Raw genomic sequence first — 18,279 nt, forward strand, 5'->3', positions numbered from 1 at the left:
GCGGCGGGCACAGCGCGTCGGTCAGACGGGTGACAGCGCCAACTGCTCCAGCGCCACGCCGTCGGCATCCACGCGCAGGACCGAACCTTGTTCGTACCAGTCGCCCAGCACGATGCGGGTGCAGGTGTGGCCGCCGGCTTGCACCGTGTGGATGGCAGGGCGATGGGTGTGGCCGTGGATCAGCCGGTCCAACCCGTACCGCACGAAGGTGGCTTCCACTTCGGATGGCGTCACGTCGGTGACGGTCTCGAAGCGCGATTGGTCGCCCTGCTTGAGTTCTGCATGGCGCGCCTGGCTGGCCGCGCGCGCCTGCTGCGCAAACGCCACCCGTGCGGCCAGCGGCTGCGCCAGGAATTGCGCCTGAAACACCGGGTCGCGTGTTTGCGCGCGGAATGCCTGGTAGGCGGTGTCGTCGCTGCACAGCAGGTCGCCGTGCATCAGCAGCGTGGTGTGCCCGTACAGATCGATGACGGTGGGGTCGGGCAGGATGCGGAAGCCCGCGCGCTGCGCGTAGGTTTCGCCCAACAGGAAGTCGCGGTTGCCGTGCATGAAGAACACCGGCACGCCGGCGTCGGCCACCGCATGCAGCGCCACTGCCACCGCATCGGCGGCCGTGGACGGGGTGTCGTCGCCGATCCAGGCTTCGAACAGGTCGCCCAGGATGTAGAGCGCGTCGCTACCGGATACCTGCGTGCGCAGGAAATCCAGAAACAACTCGGTGATCGCCGGCCGGGCCGGATCCAGATGCAGGTCGGAAATGAACAGGGTCGTCATTGCGCCATTGTACGGCGGCAGGGCGGGGAGGGAATTGGGAATTGGGAATCGAGAAGCGGAGAAGCGGAGAAGCGCTTCAGTTGCGTGACGATTGATGTGCGAACGATTTTTGCAACGACGCCGGAGGCTGGTGAACGCTATTTAGACCTCCTGCGGGTCGCACGCGCCATGGGCATGCGCGTGGATGGGCAACTTTTATCAACTCACCGCATACCTTCAGCGCAAGATCCCCTCTCCCTGCGGGAGAGGGGTAGGGGTGAGGGTACGGGGCGAAGCCACACGCTGAAGTCGCAATTGCTGCGCTGCGTTTTACTTTATCAACGTTGGCGAAAGAACAATCGACGGCGAGTCTATGAAGCTTCGCACGTACCCTCATCCGCCCCTGCGGGGCACCTTCTCCCCCGTAAAGGAGGACAATGTCCCGGCGGGAGAAGGATGAAGCGAACAGGTCTTGCTGCTTACTCGGTACCGTTCTGGTACCTGTCCTTTTACCATTACGCTTACCTGTCAGCAAGCCGCCCTCACGCAAACCGGCAGCACTTACCCCAACACCGCCGGCAACTCCCACAGCGACAGGCTCGCCAGCAGCACGCCGATCACCGTGGCGGCCAGCACGTCGCTGGGATAGTGCAGCCCCAGCACCACGCGCGAGAGCGCCACGCCGGCCGAAAACGGCACCAGCAAGGGGCCGAGCCAGGGGTAGTAGGCCAGCGCCACGATGCTGAAGGACACCGCGTGCAAGGTGTGGCCGGAGGGGAAACTGAACTCGTCCAGCGGTGCCACCCAGGCACGAATGCGCATGTCTGCCGCATACGGGCGCGGGCGGCGGGTCCAGCGTTTGAGCGCTTTGTACAACGTCAATGCGAGTACGCCGGTGGCGGCCATGTGCGCCGATGCACGCACGCCGTGCATGCCGTCGAGGGCCACCAGCAACCCCATCAGGGCGTACCAGAACACGCCGTCGCCCAGGCGGCTGATGGTGGCGAACGCGCGCCGTACCGGGTGGCGCCGGCACCAGTGATTGGCGCGCCGACACCAGCGTACCTCGTGGCCGCGCAAGACCTCAAGCCGCGTTGACGACATAACGCCCCCGTGCAGCACTGATTCCCAGCAACAAGGCTTCGAAATCGGAAACCACATTGTCTGGATGCAGCTTTTTCATCGCTTGCGCTGCCGCATTGCCCAAGCGCTGGCGCAGTGCGTCGTCTTTGGTGAGCGCAACGGCGGCCTCGATGAAGCCGTCGTCGGTATCCACCGCCGCGCCGGTCTGGCCGTTGCGCAGGTACTCGCGTGCAGCGCCGTAATCGAAAGCAACCGTCGCCACACCGCTGGCCATCGCTTCCAGGGTGACATTGCCGAAGGTCTCGCTGCGGCTGGGGAACAGGAACAGATCGCCGCTGGCGAAGTGACGCGCCAGGGCATCGCCGCGCTGCACACCGCAGAAAATGAAGTCCGGATTTTCCTGCGCAATCTTCTCGCGTGCCGGGCCATCGCCCACCCACACGAAGCGCGCGTTCGGGCGGATCTGTTGCAGCGTGCGAAAGGCACGCACTGCCAGCGGCAGATTCTTTTCGCTGGCGATGCGCCCCACGTAGATGGCGGCAAAGCCTTCGCCTTCGATGCCCCAGGTGGCGCGCAATGCCGGGTCGCGACGGCTTGGGTCGAATTGCTGGCTGTCCACTGCGCGCGCCAGCAATTGCACGCGTTCGAAGCCGTCGTTGCGCAGGAACTGCTGCAGTTCGCGCGTGGGGACCAGGGTGGCATCGGCCTGGTTATGGAAGCGCCGCATCCAGCGCAAGGCCGTGCCCTGCAGCCAGGCGGCGCCGTAGTCGGGCAGGTATTCGTCGAAGCGGGTGTGCAAGCCGGTAGCGACCGGAATGCCGAGCCGGCGAGCCGCGCGCATCGCCGACCAGCCCAGGGGGCCTTCCGTGGCCACATAGATCGCATCCGGTTGCGTGCTGCGCCAATGACGCACGAGGCGTTGCGTGGCCGGCAGGCCGAATTTCAATCCCGGGTAGCGCGGCAGCGATGCACCGCGCACCAGCAGCGCAGCGGTCGGTGCGGTGTCTGCGCTCTGGCGTGGACGCACCACATCCACTTGGTGCCCGCGTGCGCGCAGCCCGGTTTCCAGTCCGTGCACGGTCAGTGCAACACCGTTGACCTCGGGGGGATAGGTTTCGGTAACGATCGCGTAGCGCATGCCCGTTCTCCCGTTTTGACTAGCTTCCGGGAGCGCGATGGCATGGATGTTGCGCCAATAAGACGTGGCGATGACAGGCGCGACGGGAGTGGGAATTCGGGATTCGGGATTCGCAGAAGCGGGCTGTGCAAATGTCAGCAAGCCCGCAACACGTGGTCTGCAGGGATCAACAAATTCCCAATCCCCAATCCCCAATCCCAACTGAGGCCGAAGGCCTCAGGTCACAAACGGTTTGAACGTGATCCCCAGGCCCGCCATGCTTTCGACTTCGCCGATCAGGTCGGCGCGCAGCAGCGGGCGCGAGTCGATCCAGCTTTGCGACAGGATCAACGACAGCCGGGTGTCATCTGCAGTGAGTTCCAGCGTCGGGATCGGGTCGGATTCGTGCGCGCGGTGCAGCAACACCGCCAGCCGCAGCAGCGCGGCCTTGCGGCGGGTGGGCAGCAACAAGCGGTCCGGCAGCGCGTCGAATGCGGTCTTGGGCACATTGCGCCGATGCGTACGCACCAGCGCGGCCAGCACCTGCTGTTCCTGCCGCGAAAACCCGGCGATATCCGAGTGTTCCAGGATGTAGCTGCCGTGCACGTGGTACTGGCTGTGCGCAATGATCAGCCCCAGCTCGTGCAGACGCGCCGCGCGCCGCAGCACCTGTGCATCGTCGCCATCCAGTTGCCAGGACTCGCAGACCTGGTCGAACAGCCGGCAGGCGGTGGCTTCCACGCGCTGCGCCTGTACTTCGTCGATGCCGTAGCGCTGCACCAGCGAGGCCACCGAGCTGTCGCGCGGATCGTTTTCGCCACCGCGGCCGAGCATGTCGTACAGGATGCCTTCGCGCATCGCGGCCTTGCTGACCATCAGCTTCTCCAGCCCCAGCGCCTGGAAGGCGGCCTCGAGCACCAGGATGCCGCCGGCGATGATCGGGCGCCGCTCGGCGGCCAGCCCAGGCAATTGGATATCTTCGATGCGCTTGGCCTTGAGCAACTCGTCGCGCAGCGCCGGCAGCGCCTCGGCGGTGATCGCGCCCTTGGTCAGCTTCATCGCCGCGCACATCTCGCCGATGGCCTTGTGCGTGCCGGACGAGCCGATCGCTTCATGCCAGCCCAGCGCCTTGTACTGGCCGGCGAACTGCTGGAATTCGGCGCCGATCTCGGTCAGCGCGTCCTTCCATTTCTTCTTGGACAATTTGCCGCCGGGGAAAAACCGCCGCGTGCTGGCAATGCAGCCGGCCTGCAGGCTCTCGCGTTCCAGCGTCTGGAAGCCGCGGCCGATGATGAACTCGGTCGAGCCGCCGCCGATGTCGATCACCAGCCGGCGTTGATCGGGCTTGGGCGGCTGCGCATGCGCAACGCCCAGATAGATCAGGCGCGCTTCCTCGCGCCCGCTGACCACTTCGATCGCATGGCCCAGCGCGGTCTCGGCCGGCATCAGAAACGCCTGCGGCGAACGCAGTTGCCGCACCGTGTTGGTGGCCAACGCGCGCACGCGCAGCGAGGGCACTTCGCGAATGCGCTGGCCGAAACGTGCCAGGCATTCGAGCGCGCGCTGACGCGCTTCGTTGGAGATGCCACCTTTGCCATCCAGACCATCGGCCATGCGCACGGTCTCGCGCAAGCGATCGACGACGCGCAGCTGACCCATCAGGTAGCGCGCAATGACCATGTGGAAACTATTGGACCCTAGGTCGATGGCGGCAAGAAAATCGCCATCGCGCAGGGGCGGAATCATGGGGGAGGGCATTGGCATGGCCGCATGGTAGCCGATGGGCCGCTGGCCCCGTGAGAGGTCACGTATGCGCATGCGCGAGCGGGCGTGGTCGGCGGTCGAATCGCCGGGTGCCACTTGCAGGCAGCGGTTGCGGACGCGCCGCTCGTCTTGGCGAACGGCGTCCCGCCCTGCGCGCTGCCCGCGGCGCTCAGATCCGGTCGAGCAAGGTCATCTGCGCCGAATGTGGCGGCTCGCCCGGGCCGGGAGTGCGCTTGTGGTACACGCCCTCGGCATCCAGCTCCCAGGCGCTGACGTTGTCGTCCAGATAGTTCTGCAGCACTTCGCGGTAGACACGCTTGGCCAGATCCGGCTCCAGGATCGGGAAGCAGGTCTCCACCCGCCGCAGCAGATTGCGTTCCAGCCAGTCGGCGCTGGCGCAATACAACTCGGCCGCACCGTCGTTGCCGAACCAGTACACGCGGCTATGTTCCAGGAATCGCCCCACGATCGAGCGCACGCGGATGTTCTCGGACACGCCCGGCACCCCGGGGCGCAGCGTGCAGGCGCCACGCACGATCAAATCGATCTGCACGCCCGCCTGCGACGCTGTGTACAGCGCACGCACCACCTGCGGTTCGTTGAGGGCATTCATCTTGGCGATGATGCGGCCCGGGCGACCCCTGCGGGCCAGCCGGGTCTCGCGATCGATCCGCTTGAGCACACCGGCATGCAGCGTAAAGGGCGACTGCAACAACTGCTCCAGCTTCATGCGCGGGGCAAGCCCGGACAACTGCTGGAACAGCATGTGCACATCGTTGCCGATCTCCGCATCCGCCGTGATCAGGCTGATGTCGGTGTACAGCCGCGCGGTGCCGCTGTGGTAATTGCCGGTGCCCAGGTGCACGTAGCGTTTGAGCTTGCGCCCCTCGCGCCGCACGATCAGCAGCATCTTGGCGTGGGTCTTGAAACCGACCACGCCATAGACCACCTGCACGCCGGCTTCCTGCAACTTGTCGGCCAGGCCCAGGTTGGCTTCTTCATCGAAGCGCGCACGCAACTCCACCACCACGGTGACGTCCTTGCCGTTGCGCGCGGCCAGAATCAGCGCATCGACAATCAACGAATCCTTGCCGGTGCGGTACAGCGTCTGCTTGATCGCCAGCACATTCGGGTCGACTGCGGCCTGACGGATCACGTCCAGCACCGCAGTGAACGCATCGAAGGGGTGATGCAGCAAGACATCGCCCTTTTTGACGATCTCGAAGATGCCTTCGCTGTCGCGCAAGGTGCGCGGATTGAACGAGGGGTATTTGAGCTCGGGGCGCTGCACCAGATCGTAGACCTGCGTGACACGGCTCAGATTGACCGGCCCCACGATGCGGTACACCGCATTTTCGTTCAGGCCAAAATTCTGCAACAAGGTGCGCGTGATTGGCGCCGGGCAATCGTGCGCAATCTCCAGGCGCACCGCCGGCCGGTAGCCGCGCGTGACCAGTTCGTCGCGCAGTGCCAGCGCCAGGTTTTCGACTTCTTCCTCGTCCACCACCAGTTCGGAATTGCGGGTAACGCGGAACTGATACGAGCCCATGACCTGCATGCCCGGGAACAATTCGTCCACGAACTCGGACAACACCGATGAGAGGAAGACGAAGCTCTGCGTGCCCTCCGGGGACAGGCTTGCCGGCAGCTGGATGATGCGCGGTAATGAGCGCGGCGCGCGCACGATGGCCAGATGCCCGGCGCGGCCGAACGCGTCCTGGCCTTCCAGCACCACCACGATGTTCAGCGTCTTGTTGAGGATCTTCGGGAACGGGTGCGCCGGGTCCAGCCCCAACGGCGACAGCACCGGCATGATCTCGTTGCGGAAATACGCACGCAGCCAACGCTTCTGGCGCGAGGTCCAGGCCGAGCGGCTGAGCACGGCAACACCGGCACCTTCCATCGCCGGGCGCAGTACTTCATTCCATGCGTGGTATTGCTGCTCGACCAGCTTGGCGGCGCGATCGTGCACCGCGTTGAGGATGGCGGTCGGGCTCAGCCCATCCGGTGCCGGCGGCAGCCCGAACTCTTGTGCGTGCCGCACGGTGGCCGCACGGATCTCGAAGAATTCGTCAAGATTGGTGCACGAGATGCACAGGAAGCGCAGCCTTTCCAGCAACGGCACCTGTTCATCGAGCGCCTGCGCCAGCACCCGGAAATTGAAATCCAGCTGCGACAGCTCGCGGTTGATGTACAGCGCCGGATCACGCAAGGGATCGGTGGCGATGTCGTCGCCGGGTGTGATGTCGTGCAGTTCTTTGGCGTGGCCCATGGAGTCGGTCATCAAGACGGAAAGTGTGCGTATTTGCCGCGCGTGCCATGCAGCGAAGGTAACGCGGTGCGCACGTCACGAGCCGATCGCAGCGCGTTGCGGCGCATGCTTACTACATATCACGCCGAGCGTGACAGTGGCACCGATTGCTCGCGCTGCACGACGCGCGCAGCCACAAAATGACACGAGAATTCGCTGCCGCGTCCCACTTCGCTTTCGATGTCCAGGCGCGCCTGATGCAGCCCCAGGATGTGCTTGACGATCGACAGCCCGAGCCCGGTGCCGCCGCTCTCGCGCGAGCGGCTGCTGGACACCCGATAGAAGCGTTCGGTGATGCGCGGCAGATGCGAGGCGGGAATGCCGTAGCCGGTGTCGCGCACCGCCAGCGCCGCGCCATCGCCTTCGCGCACGAAGCGGATCGTCACCGTGCCGCCACCCGGCGTGTAGCGCACCGCATTGGTCACCAGATTGGAAAACGCGCTGTGCAGTTCCTTGTTGGAGCCGAGCAGATCCACACCGGCCTCATCGATCACTTCCACCGTGTGGCGGCCCTGGCTGTGCGCCTCGGCCTCGCGGCGCAGGGTGGAGAGCATCGGCGCCATCGCCACGTGTTCTTCGCCGAGTTCTTCCTGCGATTCCAGCCGCGACAGCGTCAACAGGTCTTCCACCAGCTGCGCCATGCGCTGCGATTGCTTGCGCATCTCCGCCAGCATCGGGCCCGAATCGGGGAAATCTTCCGGGTCGAGCATGTCCAGGTAACCGTGCACCACCGTCAACGGGGTACGCAGTTCGTGCGAGACATTGGCCACGAAGTCGCGACGTACCTGTTCCAGCCGCAGCAGCTTGCTGACATCGCGCGCCACCAGTAGCCAGTAGTCGTCGGAATAGGGAATCAGGCGCAGATTCAGGCGCAGATCCGGGTCCACCGGCGAGGCGGCATCGAGCATCGGTTCTGCATTGCGACCGGCCGCCAGCCAATGCGCCAGCGGCAACGGCTGCAGCCGCTCCACTACCGATACGCCCATATCGCCGGGGTGATGCAGGCCCAACAAACCGCCGGCGGCCTTGTTGAACCACTGCACGCGTTGGCCGTTGCGATCCACCACCACCACCGCATCCGGCAGCGCCTGCGCTGCGGCGCGGTAGGTGCGCAACATATCGATCAGGCGGCGCTTGCGCCCGCGCATTTCGGCCTGGCTGCGATACAGCAGCCGGTCCAGCTCGTTCCAGGCGCCGACGCCGGCGGCCGGTTCGGCGCGCTGGCGCGCCGTGAGCCGGCGCAGCACCTGGCGCAGGCGCCAGTAATGCCAGGTCAGCACGCCCAGCGCGGTGAGCGTCAGTGCCATCCACACATGCTCGATCAATACGCCCACCACGACGGCAGCGCCCAGCAACAGCGCAAGGGTGCCAAGCGTCTTGAGCCAGGCGGAACGAATATGTTGAGGCATGGAAGGCGTGATCACGAAGCGTCAGGTGGGCAGCCGCCCCGGCCAGAGTCCGGCCGGGCGGCTTGGCGGCACGTCAGGTCGCCGACGAAAAACGATAGCCCGAGCCGCGCACGGTCTGCACCATGTTTTCCAGGCCGAACGGTTCCAGCGTCTTGCGCAGGCGGCGGATGTGTACGTCGATGGTGCGCTCTTCCACATACACGCTGCCGCCCCAGACATGGTCCAGCAGCTGGGTGCGCGTATACACGCGCTCGGGGTGGGTCATGAAGAAATGCAGCAGGCGGTATTCGGTCGGGCCGATCGGCACCGGCGCATCGCCGGCGAACACGCGGTGCGCGGCGCCATCGATGCGCAGGCGGCCCAGCGCCACGCTGCCGTCTTCGTCGTCCTCGCGGGTGCGCCGCATCACCGCACGGATGCGTGCCAGCAGCTCGCGTGCCGAAAACGGCTTGACCACGTAATCGTCGACGCCGGCTTCCAGGCCACCGACGCGGTCGTTTTCTTCGCCACGCGCGGTGAGCATGATGATCGGAATCTCGCGTGTCAGCTGTTCCTTGCGCCAGCGACGCGCCAGATCCAGCCCGCTGGTGCCCGGCAGCATCCAGTCCAGCAGGATCAGATCCGGCACGCGGTCGGCGATGGCGGTCTGCGCCTCGCGCGCGTCGCCGGCATGGATGGGCTCGAACTCGCCTTTGCGCAGCGCGAACGCCACCATGTCGCGGATCGCGGGTTCGTCATCGACGATCAGAATGCGTTTCTGCACGCGGGGCTTACCGTCTGGCTCTGGTTGATCGCCAGTAGACTACGGTTTTGTGACTCTAATGTGACATCGCTGGCGTTGCCTTCGTACGGTCCGCCGTTGCGTCAAGCGGACTGAACCGCTACGCCTCGCCGGGTCGCCTTGCGAAAGCATGCGTTCGCATCGTTGATGCCGGCAACGTAACGCCAGGATGTCAGTGCGCGGGAATCAGCGCGTGGATAGATCCGGGTCGCGGATGCCCTGGCGCCGCAGCTCCAGCACGGTCGGGGTGATCGCGGCGATGCGTGCATCCACGCGCGCCCGTGTCACATAGTCGAGATCTTTCTTTTTCAACGCTTCCAGCTGGATCAGCGCCTGTTCGGCACGGCCGTTCAAAAACGCCGCTTCGGCATACGCTTCGCTCGCGCGCAGGTGGTCGCCGGACAGCTCGCAGGCGCGGGCGTAGCCTTGCTGCAGTAGCGGGTCGTCGCTGCGCCGGTGCAGCAAAGGCTCGAGCACCTGACGCGCGCGCTGGCCGGACCCCTTGCTGGCCTGCTCGTTGAGCGCGCCGGCATAGGTCAGCGCCACCGCGCGGTTGTTCGGCAATTGCTTGAGCAGCGCATCGAAGCGCGCATTGGCCGCCTCGCGCTGGCCCACCCGCGCTTGCGCCTCGCTCAGACCCAGCGCCAGCCACAGATTGTCCGGGTGCGCATCGAGCAGGGCGGCAAGCTCGGCCACCGGCTCGCCCGGCCGGCCGCCGCTGTTGCGCAGCCGGGCCAGCGCCAGGCCGTAGCGCTGCGCATCGCTCAAGCCTTGCTTGGCGCTGCGGCGCAGGTTCTCGTATTCGCGAATCGCCGCATCCGGCGTGGTTGCGCTGAGCACGCGCAGGCGCTCCTTGGCCCAGTCGAAGCCCTGCTGGTCTGCGCCGCGGCTCAGTGCGTCCACCGGCAACCGTAGCGCATAGGGCAGCAGCGCATTGCCGTTGCGGCTGAGTGGCTCCGACAGCGAGGGGTCGGCCGGGTCAACGCGTTCCTGGCGGCTTCCGCCCGGCACCGAGGTGGTCAACACCACGGTGTTCTTCTTCATCTGCTCGGCGCGCGCTTTTGCCTCGCTGATACGGGTGACCGTAACCGGGTGGGTCTGCAGGAAATCCGGTGCGCTGTAACCGCCCTCGTTGGCGCGCATCGCCACCGACATGCGCTCGAAGAAGCCGGCCATCGCGTCCACATCGTAGCCGCTGCGCACCAGGGTGCGGATGCCCAGCCGGTCGGCTTCGGATTCGTTGGAGCGGGTGTAGTCGATCTGCCGCTGCTGCATCAGCCCCATCGCGCTGGTAATGGTGGCCATGGTGGCATCGCCCTTGGAGTTGCCTCCGGCCTGTTGCGCCGCCACCACTGCTGCCAGCATGCCGAGCAGGATCGGGATCTGGTCGCGTTGCGCGCGTTCCACCCCGCGCAGCACGTGCTGCTGGGTGACGTGGGCAATTTCGTGCGACAGCACCGCCGCCACTTCGTCCTCGCGCTCGGCGGTCAAGACCAGCCCGGCATTGACCGCGATATAGCCGCCCAACGTGGCGAACGCATTGATCTGGCGGTCGCGCAGCATGAAGAAGGTAAACGGTTGCTGCGGCTGGTCGCTGTTGGCGCCCAGCCGGGTGCCCATGGTTTGCAGCCAGTCGGTGATCAGCGGGTCGTCGAGCACGTAGTCGTAGTTGCGCAACTCGGCCAGCATCATCCTGCCGTACTCGGCCTGGCGCGCCGGGGTCAGCAATTCGCCAGCCGACGAACCGATGTCGGGCAGGCGGCTTTCCTGCGCAGGTGCCATGCCCATGGCGACGGCCAGCGTGAGGGCAGTGGCGAGCGGTAGCAGGCGCAAGTGGAACTCCCAGGTAGGGCGCGGAGCATGCGGGCAGCACGGCGCGATGGCGTGAATCATCGGTTAATCCACAGTGTTGCGGTGACGACATGGAAATTCCAGTCGCCCGGTACCATGTGTCAGACCTCAGACCAACCACGGAGTTTCCCGTGAGCCAAGACCATACCGATCAGGACGCGGCCTCCGGCCCGCAGATCACCCTGTATTCCTCTGCCATCTGCCCATACTGCGTGGCGGCCAAGAACTTCCTCAAGAGCAAGGGCAAGACCTGGACCGAGGTGCGGATCGACCTGGACCCGGCCGAGCGCAACAAGATGGTCGCCCTGGCCAAGCGCACCAGCGTGCCGCAGATCTTCGTCGGCGACGTCCACGTGGGCGGCTACGACGACATGATGGCCATGCACCGCGCCGGCAAGCTCGAACCGTTGCTGGCCGGTAGCGCCGGCGGTCAGGCATGAGCGCCAATGACGGCGGCGCAGACGACCGCCTGCGCGAGTTCACCGAATTCCGCCAGCGCATGAACCAGCGCATCCTGGCCGAGCCGAACCAGGTGGTGCGGCGGTTCTTCGCCCTGGACACGCAGACCTACCAGGCCGGCGCTCTGGACGTGAAGACCAAGGAGCTGCTCGGCCTGGTCGCCTCGATGGTACTGCGCTGCGACGACTGCATCAGCTACCACGTCGCCCAGTGCAAAGAGGCAGGCGTGACCCGCGAGGAGTTCTTCGAAACCTTCTCTGTCGGCCTGGTGGTCGGCGGCTCCATCGTCATCCCGCACCTGCGCCGCGCGGTGGATTTTCTCGATCAGCTCGAAGGCGGCGCGCAGGCCCCGGCGCAGCACGCGCACGACTGAGTGGGTAGTTGAGGCGCGGGAGTGGGGATTGGCGCGTCGTAGAAACGAGCAAGCGTGCACGCGCCGCCCATCGGGGCGGCGCCTTGCATTTGGGGGTCTGCCGCTCTTAGACCAAGGTCGGTTTGGGCGCCTTCACCGGCATCGGGCATAATTGTCGGTGAAACCTCATTGCGCCGATCTGCCGGGTTTGACGGCTGGCGCTCCCCCCTTCAAGTTCGGAAACCCAACGATATGACGCAGACAATCACGGTCATCCGCGGCGACGGCATTGGCCCGGAGATCATGGATGCCACGCTGTTCGTGCTCGACGCGCTGCAAGCTGGCCTGACCTACGAATATGCCGACGCCGGCCTGGTCGCGCTGGAAAAGCACGGCGATCTGCTGCCCGAGTCCACCCTGGCGTCGATCACCAAGAACAAGGTGGCGCTGAAAAGCCCGCTGACCACGCCGGTCGGCGAGGGCTTCAGCTCGATCAACGTCGCCATGCGTCGCAAGTTCGACCTGTACGCCAATGTGCGTCCGGCCAAGTCGTTCCCGAACACCAAGTCGCGTTTCGCCGATGGCGTGGACCTGATCACCGTCCGCGAGAACACCGAAGGCGCGTACCTGAGCGAAGGCCAGACCGTATCCGAGGATGGCGAGACTGCATTCTCCGGCACCCGGATCACCCGCAAGGGCTCCGAGCGCATCGTGCGCTACGCCTTCGACCTGGCGCGCGCCACCGGCCGCAAGAAGGTCACCGCGGTGCACAAGGCCAACATCATCAAGTCGACCTCGGGCCTGTTCCTGAAGGTGGCACGCGATGTGGCCGCGCAGTACCCGGAAATCGAATTCCAGGAAATGATCGTCGACAACACCTGCATGCAGCTGGTGATGCGTCCGGAGCAGTTCGACATCATCGTGACCACCAACCTGTTCGGCGACATCATCTCCGACCTGTGTGCCGGTCTGGTCGGCGGCCTGGGCCTGGCCCCGGGCGCAAATATCGGCCTGGACGCGGCGATCTTCGAAGCCGTGCACGGCTCGGCGCCGGACATCGCAGGGCAGGGCAAGGCCAACCCGTGCGCCTTGCTGCTGGGCGCGGCGCAGATGCTGGACCACATCGGTCAGCCGCAGAACGCCGAGCGCCTGCGCGAAGCCATCGTCGCGACCCTGGAAGCCAAGGACTCGCTGACCCCCGACCTGGGCGGCGCCGGCAACACCATGGGCTTTGCCAAGGCCATTGCCAGCCGCCTCTGAGCGCATTGGTTGATCGCATAAAAAGAAAGGGCGCCTAGGCGCCCTTTCTTTTTGCTTGGGATTCGTCTTGCGTCATTCGGCCATCGATCGCAGGGAAGCGCTTTTGCGATTCCCGATTCCCAATTCCCCGCTAATTGCGCGACTGCAGCTTCGACAGCAAACGCAGGAACTCGATGTACAGCCACACCAGCGTCACCATCAGGCCGAATGCGCCGTACCACTCCATGTGCTTGGGTGCGCCCTGTTCGACGCCGCTCTCGATGAAGTCGAAATCCAGCACCAGATTCAGTGCCGCCACCACCACCACGAACAGGCTAAAGCCAATGCCGATCAGGCCCGAGTCGTGAATGAAGGGAATCCGCACGCCGAAAAAGCCAAGCACAATCGTCGCCAGATACACCAGCGCAATGCCGCCGGTAGCCGCCACCACGCCCAGCTTGAAGTTCTCGGTCGCCTTGATCATGCCGCTGCGATACGCGAACAGCAGCGCGAACATGGTGCCGAAGGTCAGCAGCACCGCCTGAAACACGATGCCGTTGAAGCGTGCTTCGTACACCGCCGAGATCGACCCCAGGAAAAAGCCTTCCACCAGCGCGTACAGCGGCGCGGTGATCGGCGCCCAGGTCGGCTTGAAGCTGGTCGCCAGCGCGAACACTAGACCACCTATCGCACCGGCGATCATGTAAATCCGTGCGGCCGGCAGCGGCACACCGTCTGCGCCAAGCGACTGCGACCACGCGAACGCAGCGGTGACGACCGCCATCAGCAACAGCAGGCCGGTCTTGTTGACGGTCCCGTTGAGTGTCATCGCCTGACCATCGCGAGTGACCACCGAGCCGGAGCCAAGGTCGAGGAACGTGGATTCCCGAAGGGCCGGGTTACCGCTACGCATGCGTCTTCTCCATGAAAGTGTTGCTCGCCGTATGGGTGAGCGTTATTGCGAGGATACCGGATCTCCCAATTTACACAGGGTGATTGACAGCGAGGCCAATCGTTCCCAAAATAGCCGACCTTTCCAGCCTTCGGGATGAAAAGGTCCCGCCGGGGTATAGCGCAGTCTGGTAGCGCGCCTGCTTTGGGAGCAGGATGTCGGGGGTTCGAATCCCTCTACCCCGACCATTCCGAGCTCTCGACGGCGTGGGAATGCGAAGTTCGGTCCGGGCGCCCGTAGCTCAACCGGATAGAGCACCGGCCTTCTAAGCCGGCGGTTACAGGTTCGAGTCCTGTCGGGCGCGCCATCGGCGGTGCGGTAGGAAGCAGGTTTTCAGTGGTGGCTGTAGCTCAGCTGGTTAGAGTACTGGATTGTGATTCCAGATGTCGGGGGTTCGAGTCCCCTCAGCCACCCCACTGATGACAGGCAGTTGCAGGAACGTTTGACCCGATGCATCGCGGGGTGTTGCAACGAAGCAAAAAAGCACATACAATGTGCGACCAGTTTCAGGGCCGTTAGCTCAGTTGGTAGAGCAGTTGACTCTTAATCAATAGGTCCAAGGTTCGAATCCTTGACGGCCCACCAAATAAAAGCACTTAGGCAAACACCTAGGTGCTTTTCTTTTTCCGCGACTAAAACAGAAGCCTGCGTGTTGTGCCCGCTGTCAACGAGTCGCGGCCAGCGCTTAATCCGGGTTGCGATGCTGCCGCAGCGTTGCGGTATCGCCTGCATCGCAGTTGCTCGTCGTTGCGCCACGCAGATGATTTTCTCAACAGTCTGTCAGGCAAGGATCGACACCGATGCGTAGCCGGTGTGCCACTCCACGCACATTGGCAGGGATCGATTACTGAGCGGATCGTCGGTGATACATCGTCGCTGATGCCAGGAGCAGTGCTGTGCAGCACGTCGGCGGCACGCCATTGCGCGCCTTCAGGTTGTCGTGCGACTGAGTGCGCGCACGCAATCTGCAGGCGGTCTACGAATCAACATGCCGCGACTTGGTCACGCGAAGTCATCGGCGCAAGCGATTAGTCCCGTTGCACGCGCGGAAACGCCAGCACGAAGCGCGCGCCCTGGCCCGGGGCCGAGGTGACGTCCACAAAGCCGCCCGCCTGGCGTACCGCGCTATACACCTGCGCCAATCCCAGGCCGGCGCCTTTGTCTGCGTGCTTGGTGGTGAAGTAGGCCTCGAACAGGCGCGCCTGCACCGTGCTGTCCATGCCGTGCCCGGTGTCGGCAACGGTGATGGTCATGTAACGCCCTGCCGGTTTGGTCAGTTGCGCATCTTCTTCGGTAACGAAGGTTTCGCCGGTTTCCACGCTGATGCTGCCGCCGCTGCTGCAGGCGTCGCGGGCGTTGATCACCAGGTTCAGGATGGCGCGCTCCACCGTGTGGCGGTCGACCATGGCGCAACATCCGCCATCGACGGTGCGAAGCTGCAACCGCAGGTCTGCGCCAACCACCTGTTCCAGCAGCGGGCTGAGCTGTTCTGCCAGTTCGGCCAGATCCACCGCTTCAGGGCTGTAGGGGTATTGGCGCGAGAAGCCGACCAGGCGCTGCGCCATCACCGAACCGTGTTGAAGCGCGGCATCGGCGACGCCGAGCAGCTTGGCATCGTGTGCATCGATCTGCGCGCGCTGCACGACCAGGTCGATCGCCGAGGTGGCCGCCTGCAGCACGTTGTTCAGATCGTGGACCACGCCGGCCAGCAGTTGCCCCACCGCTTCGCCTTTCTGCGCCTGCTCGGAGATCTTTTCGGCAGCGTTCTGTGCGGCGCGCGCAATGTCCAGGTCGCCCTCGATGCGCTCGCGCAGGTCGCGCAAGCTGTGCAGTTCGGTCGACAGCGAGTTTTCGCGCGCGCGCGCCAGCATCAGGGCGCTGGTGGAAAACGCCCGCTCCGCGGCCAGGGTACTGTCCAGCGTATGGAAGGCTGCCTCCAGCGCGCGGCGGTCGGAGATGTTCTTGCTCACCGCCAAGATTGCCTCGACATTGCCTTGCTCGTCGAATAGCGGGCTGGTGACGACCTGCCAGGTTTGGCGCACGCCAACGAAGTTGACGCAGGCCGCCTCGAATTCGTGTACCGAGCCGTCAAGGGACGCTGCGATTGCAGCATCCACCAGGCCCACGGACTCCGGTGGCCATAACTCGCGCCAGGGGCGGGAAATCAGCTGGTCCTGGTGGCTTGCGCCAAGGACGTTCAAGCCATTGACGTTGACTGCCGCGATCCGCCCGGCGAGGTCGATCTCTTTGATGCAGTCTCGCGACAGGGCCGCGATCTGCCGATACCGATCTCTCATCGCGGCTATTGTCTCTTTTGGCTGATTAACGGAATTTTCGCAAACATTGTCGCTGTCCTACGCGCGCAGAAGGACGCGGATTTACCCTGCAGCAGGGCGCGGCCATGAATCATTCACCGGGCTCTAGCGCAGGGTCAGGTGTCAAGGGGCGGCTTCAAGGAGTCGCCAAACATCGCCATAGCGCGTCCAGAGGTCGGCAGGCCAGGCCTGAACAGCCTGCAGCGCTTTTTCTTTGCAGGCATCCCTGCAACAATACCCGGGCAGCTGCGGCATTGCGAAAGTGGCGGAATTGGTAGACGCACCAGATTTAGGTTCTGACGCCGCAAGGCGTGGGGGTTCGAGTCCCCCCTTTCGCACCAATGCCGCGCGGCCGTGTGGGTTCCGGCCGCTGCACTTCCCGCAAACCGGTGGTTGCCGTGCGTGACGCCGCTGCGCGCATGCCGCTGGCAGCGGCCGCCGTTATCGGCGAAACTACAAGGCTCGGCGGCATTCTCGCCCTCCGTCAACCCGCATCTTCCATCTCGTGCCGACGCTGTGCGCTGTCGGTGGCAGGAGTCAACATGCAAGCATCGATCGAATCCACCGGCAATCTGGAACGCCGCCTGACCTTCACCCTGCCGCAGGAGCGCCTGGAGACCCATGTCGGTGGCCGCCTGCGCGAGTTGGCGCGGACCACGCGCATCAAGGGGTTCCGCCCGGGCAAGGTGCCGACCAAGGTCATCGAGCAGCGCTTCGGTCAGCAGGTGCGTGCCGAAGCGATGGAAGGCCTGTTGCGCGAAACCTTCGATTCGGCCGTGCGCGAGCACTCGCTGCGTCTGGCCGGCAACCCGCGGATCGACCAGGGCGAAACCGATTTCGACTTCGTCGCCACCTTCGAAGTGGTGCCTGACTTCGGCGAGATCGACGTGACCAAGCTGTCGGTGGTGCGTGCGACCGCCGAAGTGACCGATGCCGATATCGATCAGATGATCGAAAACCTGCGCCTGCAGCGCCGCACCTGGAATCCGGTCGAGCGCGGTGCGCAGGTCGGCGACCTGGTAGCGCTGGAAACCTGGTCGCAGGCCGGCGACGAGCGTCTGCCTGCCGAAGGCGTGGAGACCGGAAGCAGCGTACTGGGCTCGGGCGTGATGTTCGACCAGATCGAGAAGGGTCTGGAAGGCCTGACCAAGGGCGAAGACAAGACCCTGACCATCGATTTCCCGGCCGAGTGGCGCGTGCCGCAGCTGGCTGGCAAGACCGTGCAGGTGCACGTCAAGGCGGTTGAGGTGTCCGAGCCGGTGTTGCCGGTGGTTGACAAGGAGTTCATCAAGAGCTTCGGCGTCAAGAGTGGCGATGCCGAGCAGTTCCGTGCCGACATCCGCACCAACCTGGAGCGCGAGCTCAAGGGCGCGCTGATGAATCGCCTGCGTCGCGAAGTCGGCGAGCAGCTGATTGCTGCCTATGCGCACGTCGAAATGCCGCCGCGTCTGGTCGAAAACGAAGCGCGTTCGATGCTGGCCCAGCAGGTCGAGCAGGTCCGTCGCAGCGGCCGCGATCCAGGCCAGGTGCCGGACGACGCGCATCAGGGCTTCATGGACGCCGCCGCCAAGCGCGTGCTGGTCGGTCTGCTGGTCGGTGAAGTCGCACGCCGCAACGAGCTGCGTCTGGAATCCAAGCGTGTCAGCGAAACGCTGCGTCTGATCGCTTCGACCTACGAAGAGCCGGAACAGGTCATTGAGATGTACCGCAACGACCCCCAACTGATGGGTGGGCTGCAGAGCCGTGTGATGGAAGAGCAGGTGATCGACTGGATCGCCGAGCGCGCCCAGCACACCGAGCAGCCGCTGTCGTTCCAGGACGCCATCCGGGTCTGAGGCGGTAGCAAGAGAACCGCGCCCTGCCGTCGTCGGGGTGCGGATATCGAACACGGGC

14 protein-coding genes and 5 tRNA genes are annotated in these 18,279 nt (G+C 64.8%); 9 read left to right on the forward strand and 10 right to left on the reverse strand.

Features of this window, described 5'->3' with window-relative positions; genetic code table 11:
• Window positions 1-21 precede the first annotated feature (21 nt).
• From lpxH to A7D16_RS16075, 8 genes are all read right to left on the reverse strand, one after another.
• Entirely contained in the window at window positions 22-774 is a 753-nt protein-coding gene (gene lpxH, locus A7D16_RS16040; protein WP_064634237.1) for a UDP-2,3-diacylglucosamine diphosphatase, read from the reverse strand.
• A 540-nt stretch (window positions 775-1,314) separates the two neighbouring features.
• Window positions 1,315-1,857, reverse strand: a complete 543-nt coding sequence (locus A7D16_RS16045) for a phosphatase PAP2 family protein (protein ID WP_064634238.1) — start codon at window positions 1,855-1,857, stop codon at window positions 1,315-1,317.
• Window positions 1,838-2,974: a glycosyltransferase family 4 protein gene (locus tag A7D16_RS16050; RefSeq protein WP_064634239.1), complete on the reverse strand. Its 1,137-nt coding sequence runs from the start codon at window positions 2,972-2,974 to the stop codon at window positions 1,838-1,840. Before A7D16_RS16050 ends, A7D16_RS16045 begins: the two co-directional genes overlap by 20 nt.
• 216 nt (window positions 2,975-3,190) lie before the next feature.
• Entirely contained in the window at window positions 3,191-4,711 is a 1,521-nt protein-coding gene (gene ppx / locus A7D16_RS16055) for an exopolyphosphatase (RefSeq protein WP_161945036.1), read from the reverse strand.
• Between the two features lie 175 nt (window positions 4,712-4,886).
• Window positions 4,887-6,989, reverse strand: coding sequence for a polyphosphate kinase 1 (gene ppk1, locus A7D16_RS16060; protein WP_064634275.1), 2,103 nt, complete (start codon window positions 6,987-6,989; stop codon window positions 4,887-4,889).
• 119 nt (window positions 6,990-7,108) lie between these two features.
• Window positions 7,109-8,437, reverse strand: a complete 1,329-nt coding sequence (phoR, locus tag A7D16_RS16065) for a phosphate regulon sensor histidine kinase PhoR (protein ID WP_064634241.1) — start codon at window positions 8,435-8,437, stop codon at window positions 7,109-7,111.
• 73 nt (window positions 8,438-8,510) lie between these two features.
• Window positions 8,511-9,200: a phosphate regulon transcriptional regulator PhoB gene (gene phoB, locus A7D16_RS16070; RefSeq protein ID WP_064634242.1), complete on the reverse strand. Its 690-nt coding sequence runs from the start codon at window positions 9,198-9,200 to the stop codon at window positions 8,511-8,513.
• A gap of 204 nt (window positions 9,201-9,404) precedes the next feature.
• A complete protein-coding gene (locus A7D16_RS16075; RefSeq protein ID WP_095522428.1) occupies window positions 9,405-11,051 on the reverse strand; it encodes a M48 family metalloprotease in 1,647 nt (548 codons plus the stop codon).
• Between the two features lie 149 nt (window positions 11,052-11,200).
• Here A7D16_RS16075 and grxC point away from each other — a divergent pair, with 149 nt between their 5' ends.
• From grxC to A7D16_RS16090, 3 genes are all read left to right on the forward strand, one after another.
• Window positions 11,201-11,509 carry a glutaredoxin 3 gene (gene grxC / locus A7D16_RS16080; protein ID WP_064634244.1) on the forward strand — a complete coding sequence of 103 codons (309 nt, stop codon included), beginning with the start codon at window positions 11,201-11,203 and terminating at the stop codon, window positions 11,507-11,509.
• Complete coding sequence (locus A7D16_RS16085) at window positions 11,506-11,901, forward strand: carboxymuconolactone decarboxylase family protein (protein ID WP_064634245.1); 396 nt, start codon at window positions 11,506-11,508, stop codon at window positions 11,899-11,901. Before grxC ends, A7D16_RS16085 begins: the two co-directional genes overlap by 4 nt.
• Window positions 11,902-12,132: 231 nt before the next feature.
• The gene (locus A7D16_RS16090) at window positions 12,133-13,140 is read left to right on the forward strand and encodes an isocitrate dehydrogenase (protein ID WP_064634246.1); all 1,008 of its coding nucleotides are present in this window, start codon (window positions 12,133-12,135) and stop codon (window positions 13,138-13,140) included.
• Window positions 13,141-13,270: 130 nt separating this feature from the next.
• On the opposite strand, the gene A7D16_RS16095 is transcribed toward A7D16_RS16090, so the two are convergent.
• Window positions 13,271-14,032 (reverse strand): Bax inhibitor-1/YccA family protein, encoded by a 762-nt coding sequence (locus A7D16_RS16095; protein WP_064634247.1) that lies wholly within the window; start codon window positions 14,030-14,032, stop codon window positions 13,271-13,273.
• Window positions 14,033-14,182: 150 nt separating this feature from the next.
• Here A7D16_RS16095 and A7D16_RS16100 point away from each other — a divergent pair.
• From A7D16_RS16100 to A7D16_RS16115, 4 genes are all read left to right on the forward strand, one after another.
• Window positions 14,183-14,259, forward strand: a tRNA-Pro gene (locus A7D16_RS16100).
• Window positions 14,260-14,301: 42 nt separating this feature from the next.
• Window positions 14,302-14,378, forward strand: a tRNA-Arg gene (locus tag A7D16_RS16105).
• 32 nt (window positions 14,379-14,410) lie between these two features.
• Window positions 14,411-14,487: transfer RNA gene (locus A7D16_RS16110), tRNA-His, on the forward strand.
• A gap of 93 nt (window positions 14,488-14,580) precedes the next feature.
• Window positions 14,581-14,656: transfer RNA gene (locus A7D16_RS16115), tRNA-Lys, on the forward strand.
• A gap of 443 nt (window positions 14,657-15,099) precedes the next feature.
• Here A7D16_RS16115 and A7D16_RS16120 read toward each other — a convergent pair.
• A complete protein-coding gene (locus tag A7D16_RS16120; protein WP_064634248.1) occupies window positions 15,100-16,368 on the reverse strand; it encodes a two-component system sensor histidine kinase NtrB in 1,269 nt (422 codons plus the stop codon).
• Between the two features lie 274 nt (window positions 16,369-16,642).
• On the opposite strand from A7D16_RS16120, the gene A7D16_RS16125 reads away from it, so the two are divergent.
• Together A7D16_RS16125 and tig are read left to right on the forward strand one after the other, a co-directional pair.
• A tRNA-Leu gene (locus tag A7D16_RS16125) sits at window positions 16,643-16,727 on the forward strand.
• A 201-nt stretch (window positions 16,728-16,928) separates the two neighbouring features.
• The gene (tig, locus tag A7D16_RS16130; protein ID WP_064634249.1) at window positions 16,929-18,221 is read left to right on the forward strand and encodes a trigger factor; all 1,293 of its coding nucleotides are present in this window, start codon (window positions 16,929-16,931) and stop codon (window positions 18,219-18,221) included.
• Window positions 18,222-18,279: the final 58 nt, after the last annotated feature.

It is taken from the genome of Xanthomonas nasturtii (genome assembly GCF_001660815.1).
Classification (GTDB): Bacteria; Pseudomonadota; Gammaproteobacteria; order Xanthomonadales; family Xanthomonadaceae; genus Xanthomonas; species Xanthomonas nasturtii.

What these genes read in the sequence shown, in the direction of transcription:
- lpxH (WP_064634237.1), bottom strand. Translation starts at nt 774, where the DNA reads ATGACGACCCTGTTCATTTCCGACCTGCATCTGGATCCGGCCCGGCCG.
- A7D16_RS16045 (WP_064634238.1), bottom strand. Translation starts at nt 1,857, where the DNA reads ATGTCGTCAACGCGGCTTGAGGTCTTGCGCGGCCACGAGGTACGCTGG.
- A7D16_RS16050 (WP_064634239.1), bottom strand. Translation starts at nt 2,974, where the DNA reads ATGCGCTACGCGATCGTTACCGAAACCTATCCCCCCGAGGTCAACGGT.
- ppx (WP_161945036.1), bottom strand. Translation starts at nt 4,711, where the DNA reads ATGCCCTCCCCCATGATTCCGCCCCTGCGCGATGGCGATTTTCTTGCC.
- ppk1 (WP_064634275.1), bottom strand. Translation starts at nt 6,989, where the DNA reads ATGGGCCACGCCAAAGAACTGCACGACATCACACCCGGCGACGACATC.
- phoR (WP_064634241.1), bottom strand. Translation starts at nt 8,437, where the DNA reads ATGCCTCAACATATTCGTTCCGCCTGGCTCAAGACGCTTGGCACCCTT.
- A7D16_RS16085 (WP_064634245.1), top strand. Translation starts at nt 11,506, where the DNA reads ATGAGCGCCAATGACGGCGGCGCAGACGACCGCCTGCGCGAGTTCACC.
- A7D16_RS16090 (WP_064634246.1), top strand. Translation starts at nt 12,133, where the DNA reads ATGACGCAGACAATCACGGTCATCCGCGGCGACGGCATTGGCCCGGAG.
- A7D16_RS16095 (WP_064634247.1), bottom strand. Translation starts at nt 14,032, where the DNA reads ATGCGTAGCGGTAACCCGGCCCTTCGGGAATCCACGTTCCTCGACCTT.
- A7D16_RS16120 (WP_064634248.1), bottom strand. Translation starts at nt 16,368, where the DNA reads ATGAGAGATCGGTATCGGCAGATCGCGGCCCTGTCGCGAGACTGCATC.
- tig (WP_064634249.1), top strand. Translation starts at nt 16,929, where the DNA reads ATGCAAGCATCGATCGAATCCACCGGCAATCTGGAACGCCGCCTGACC.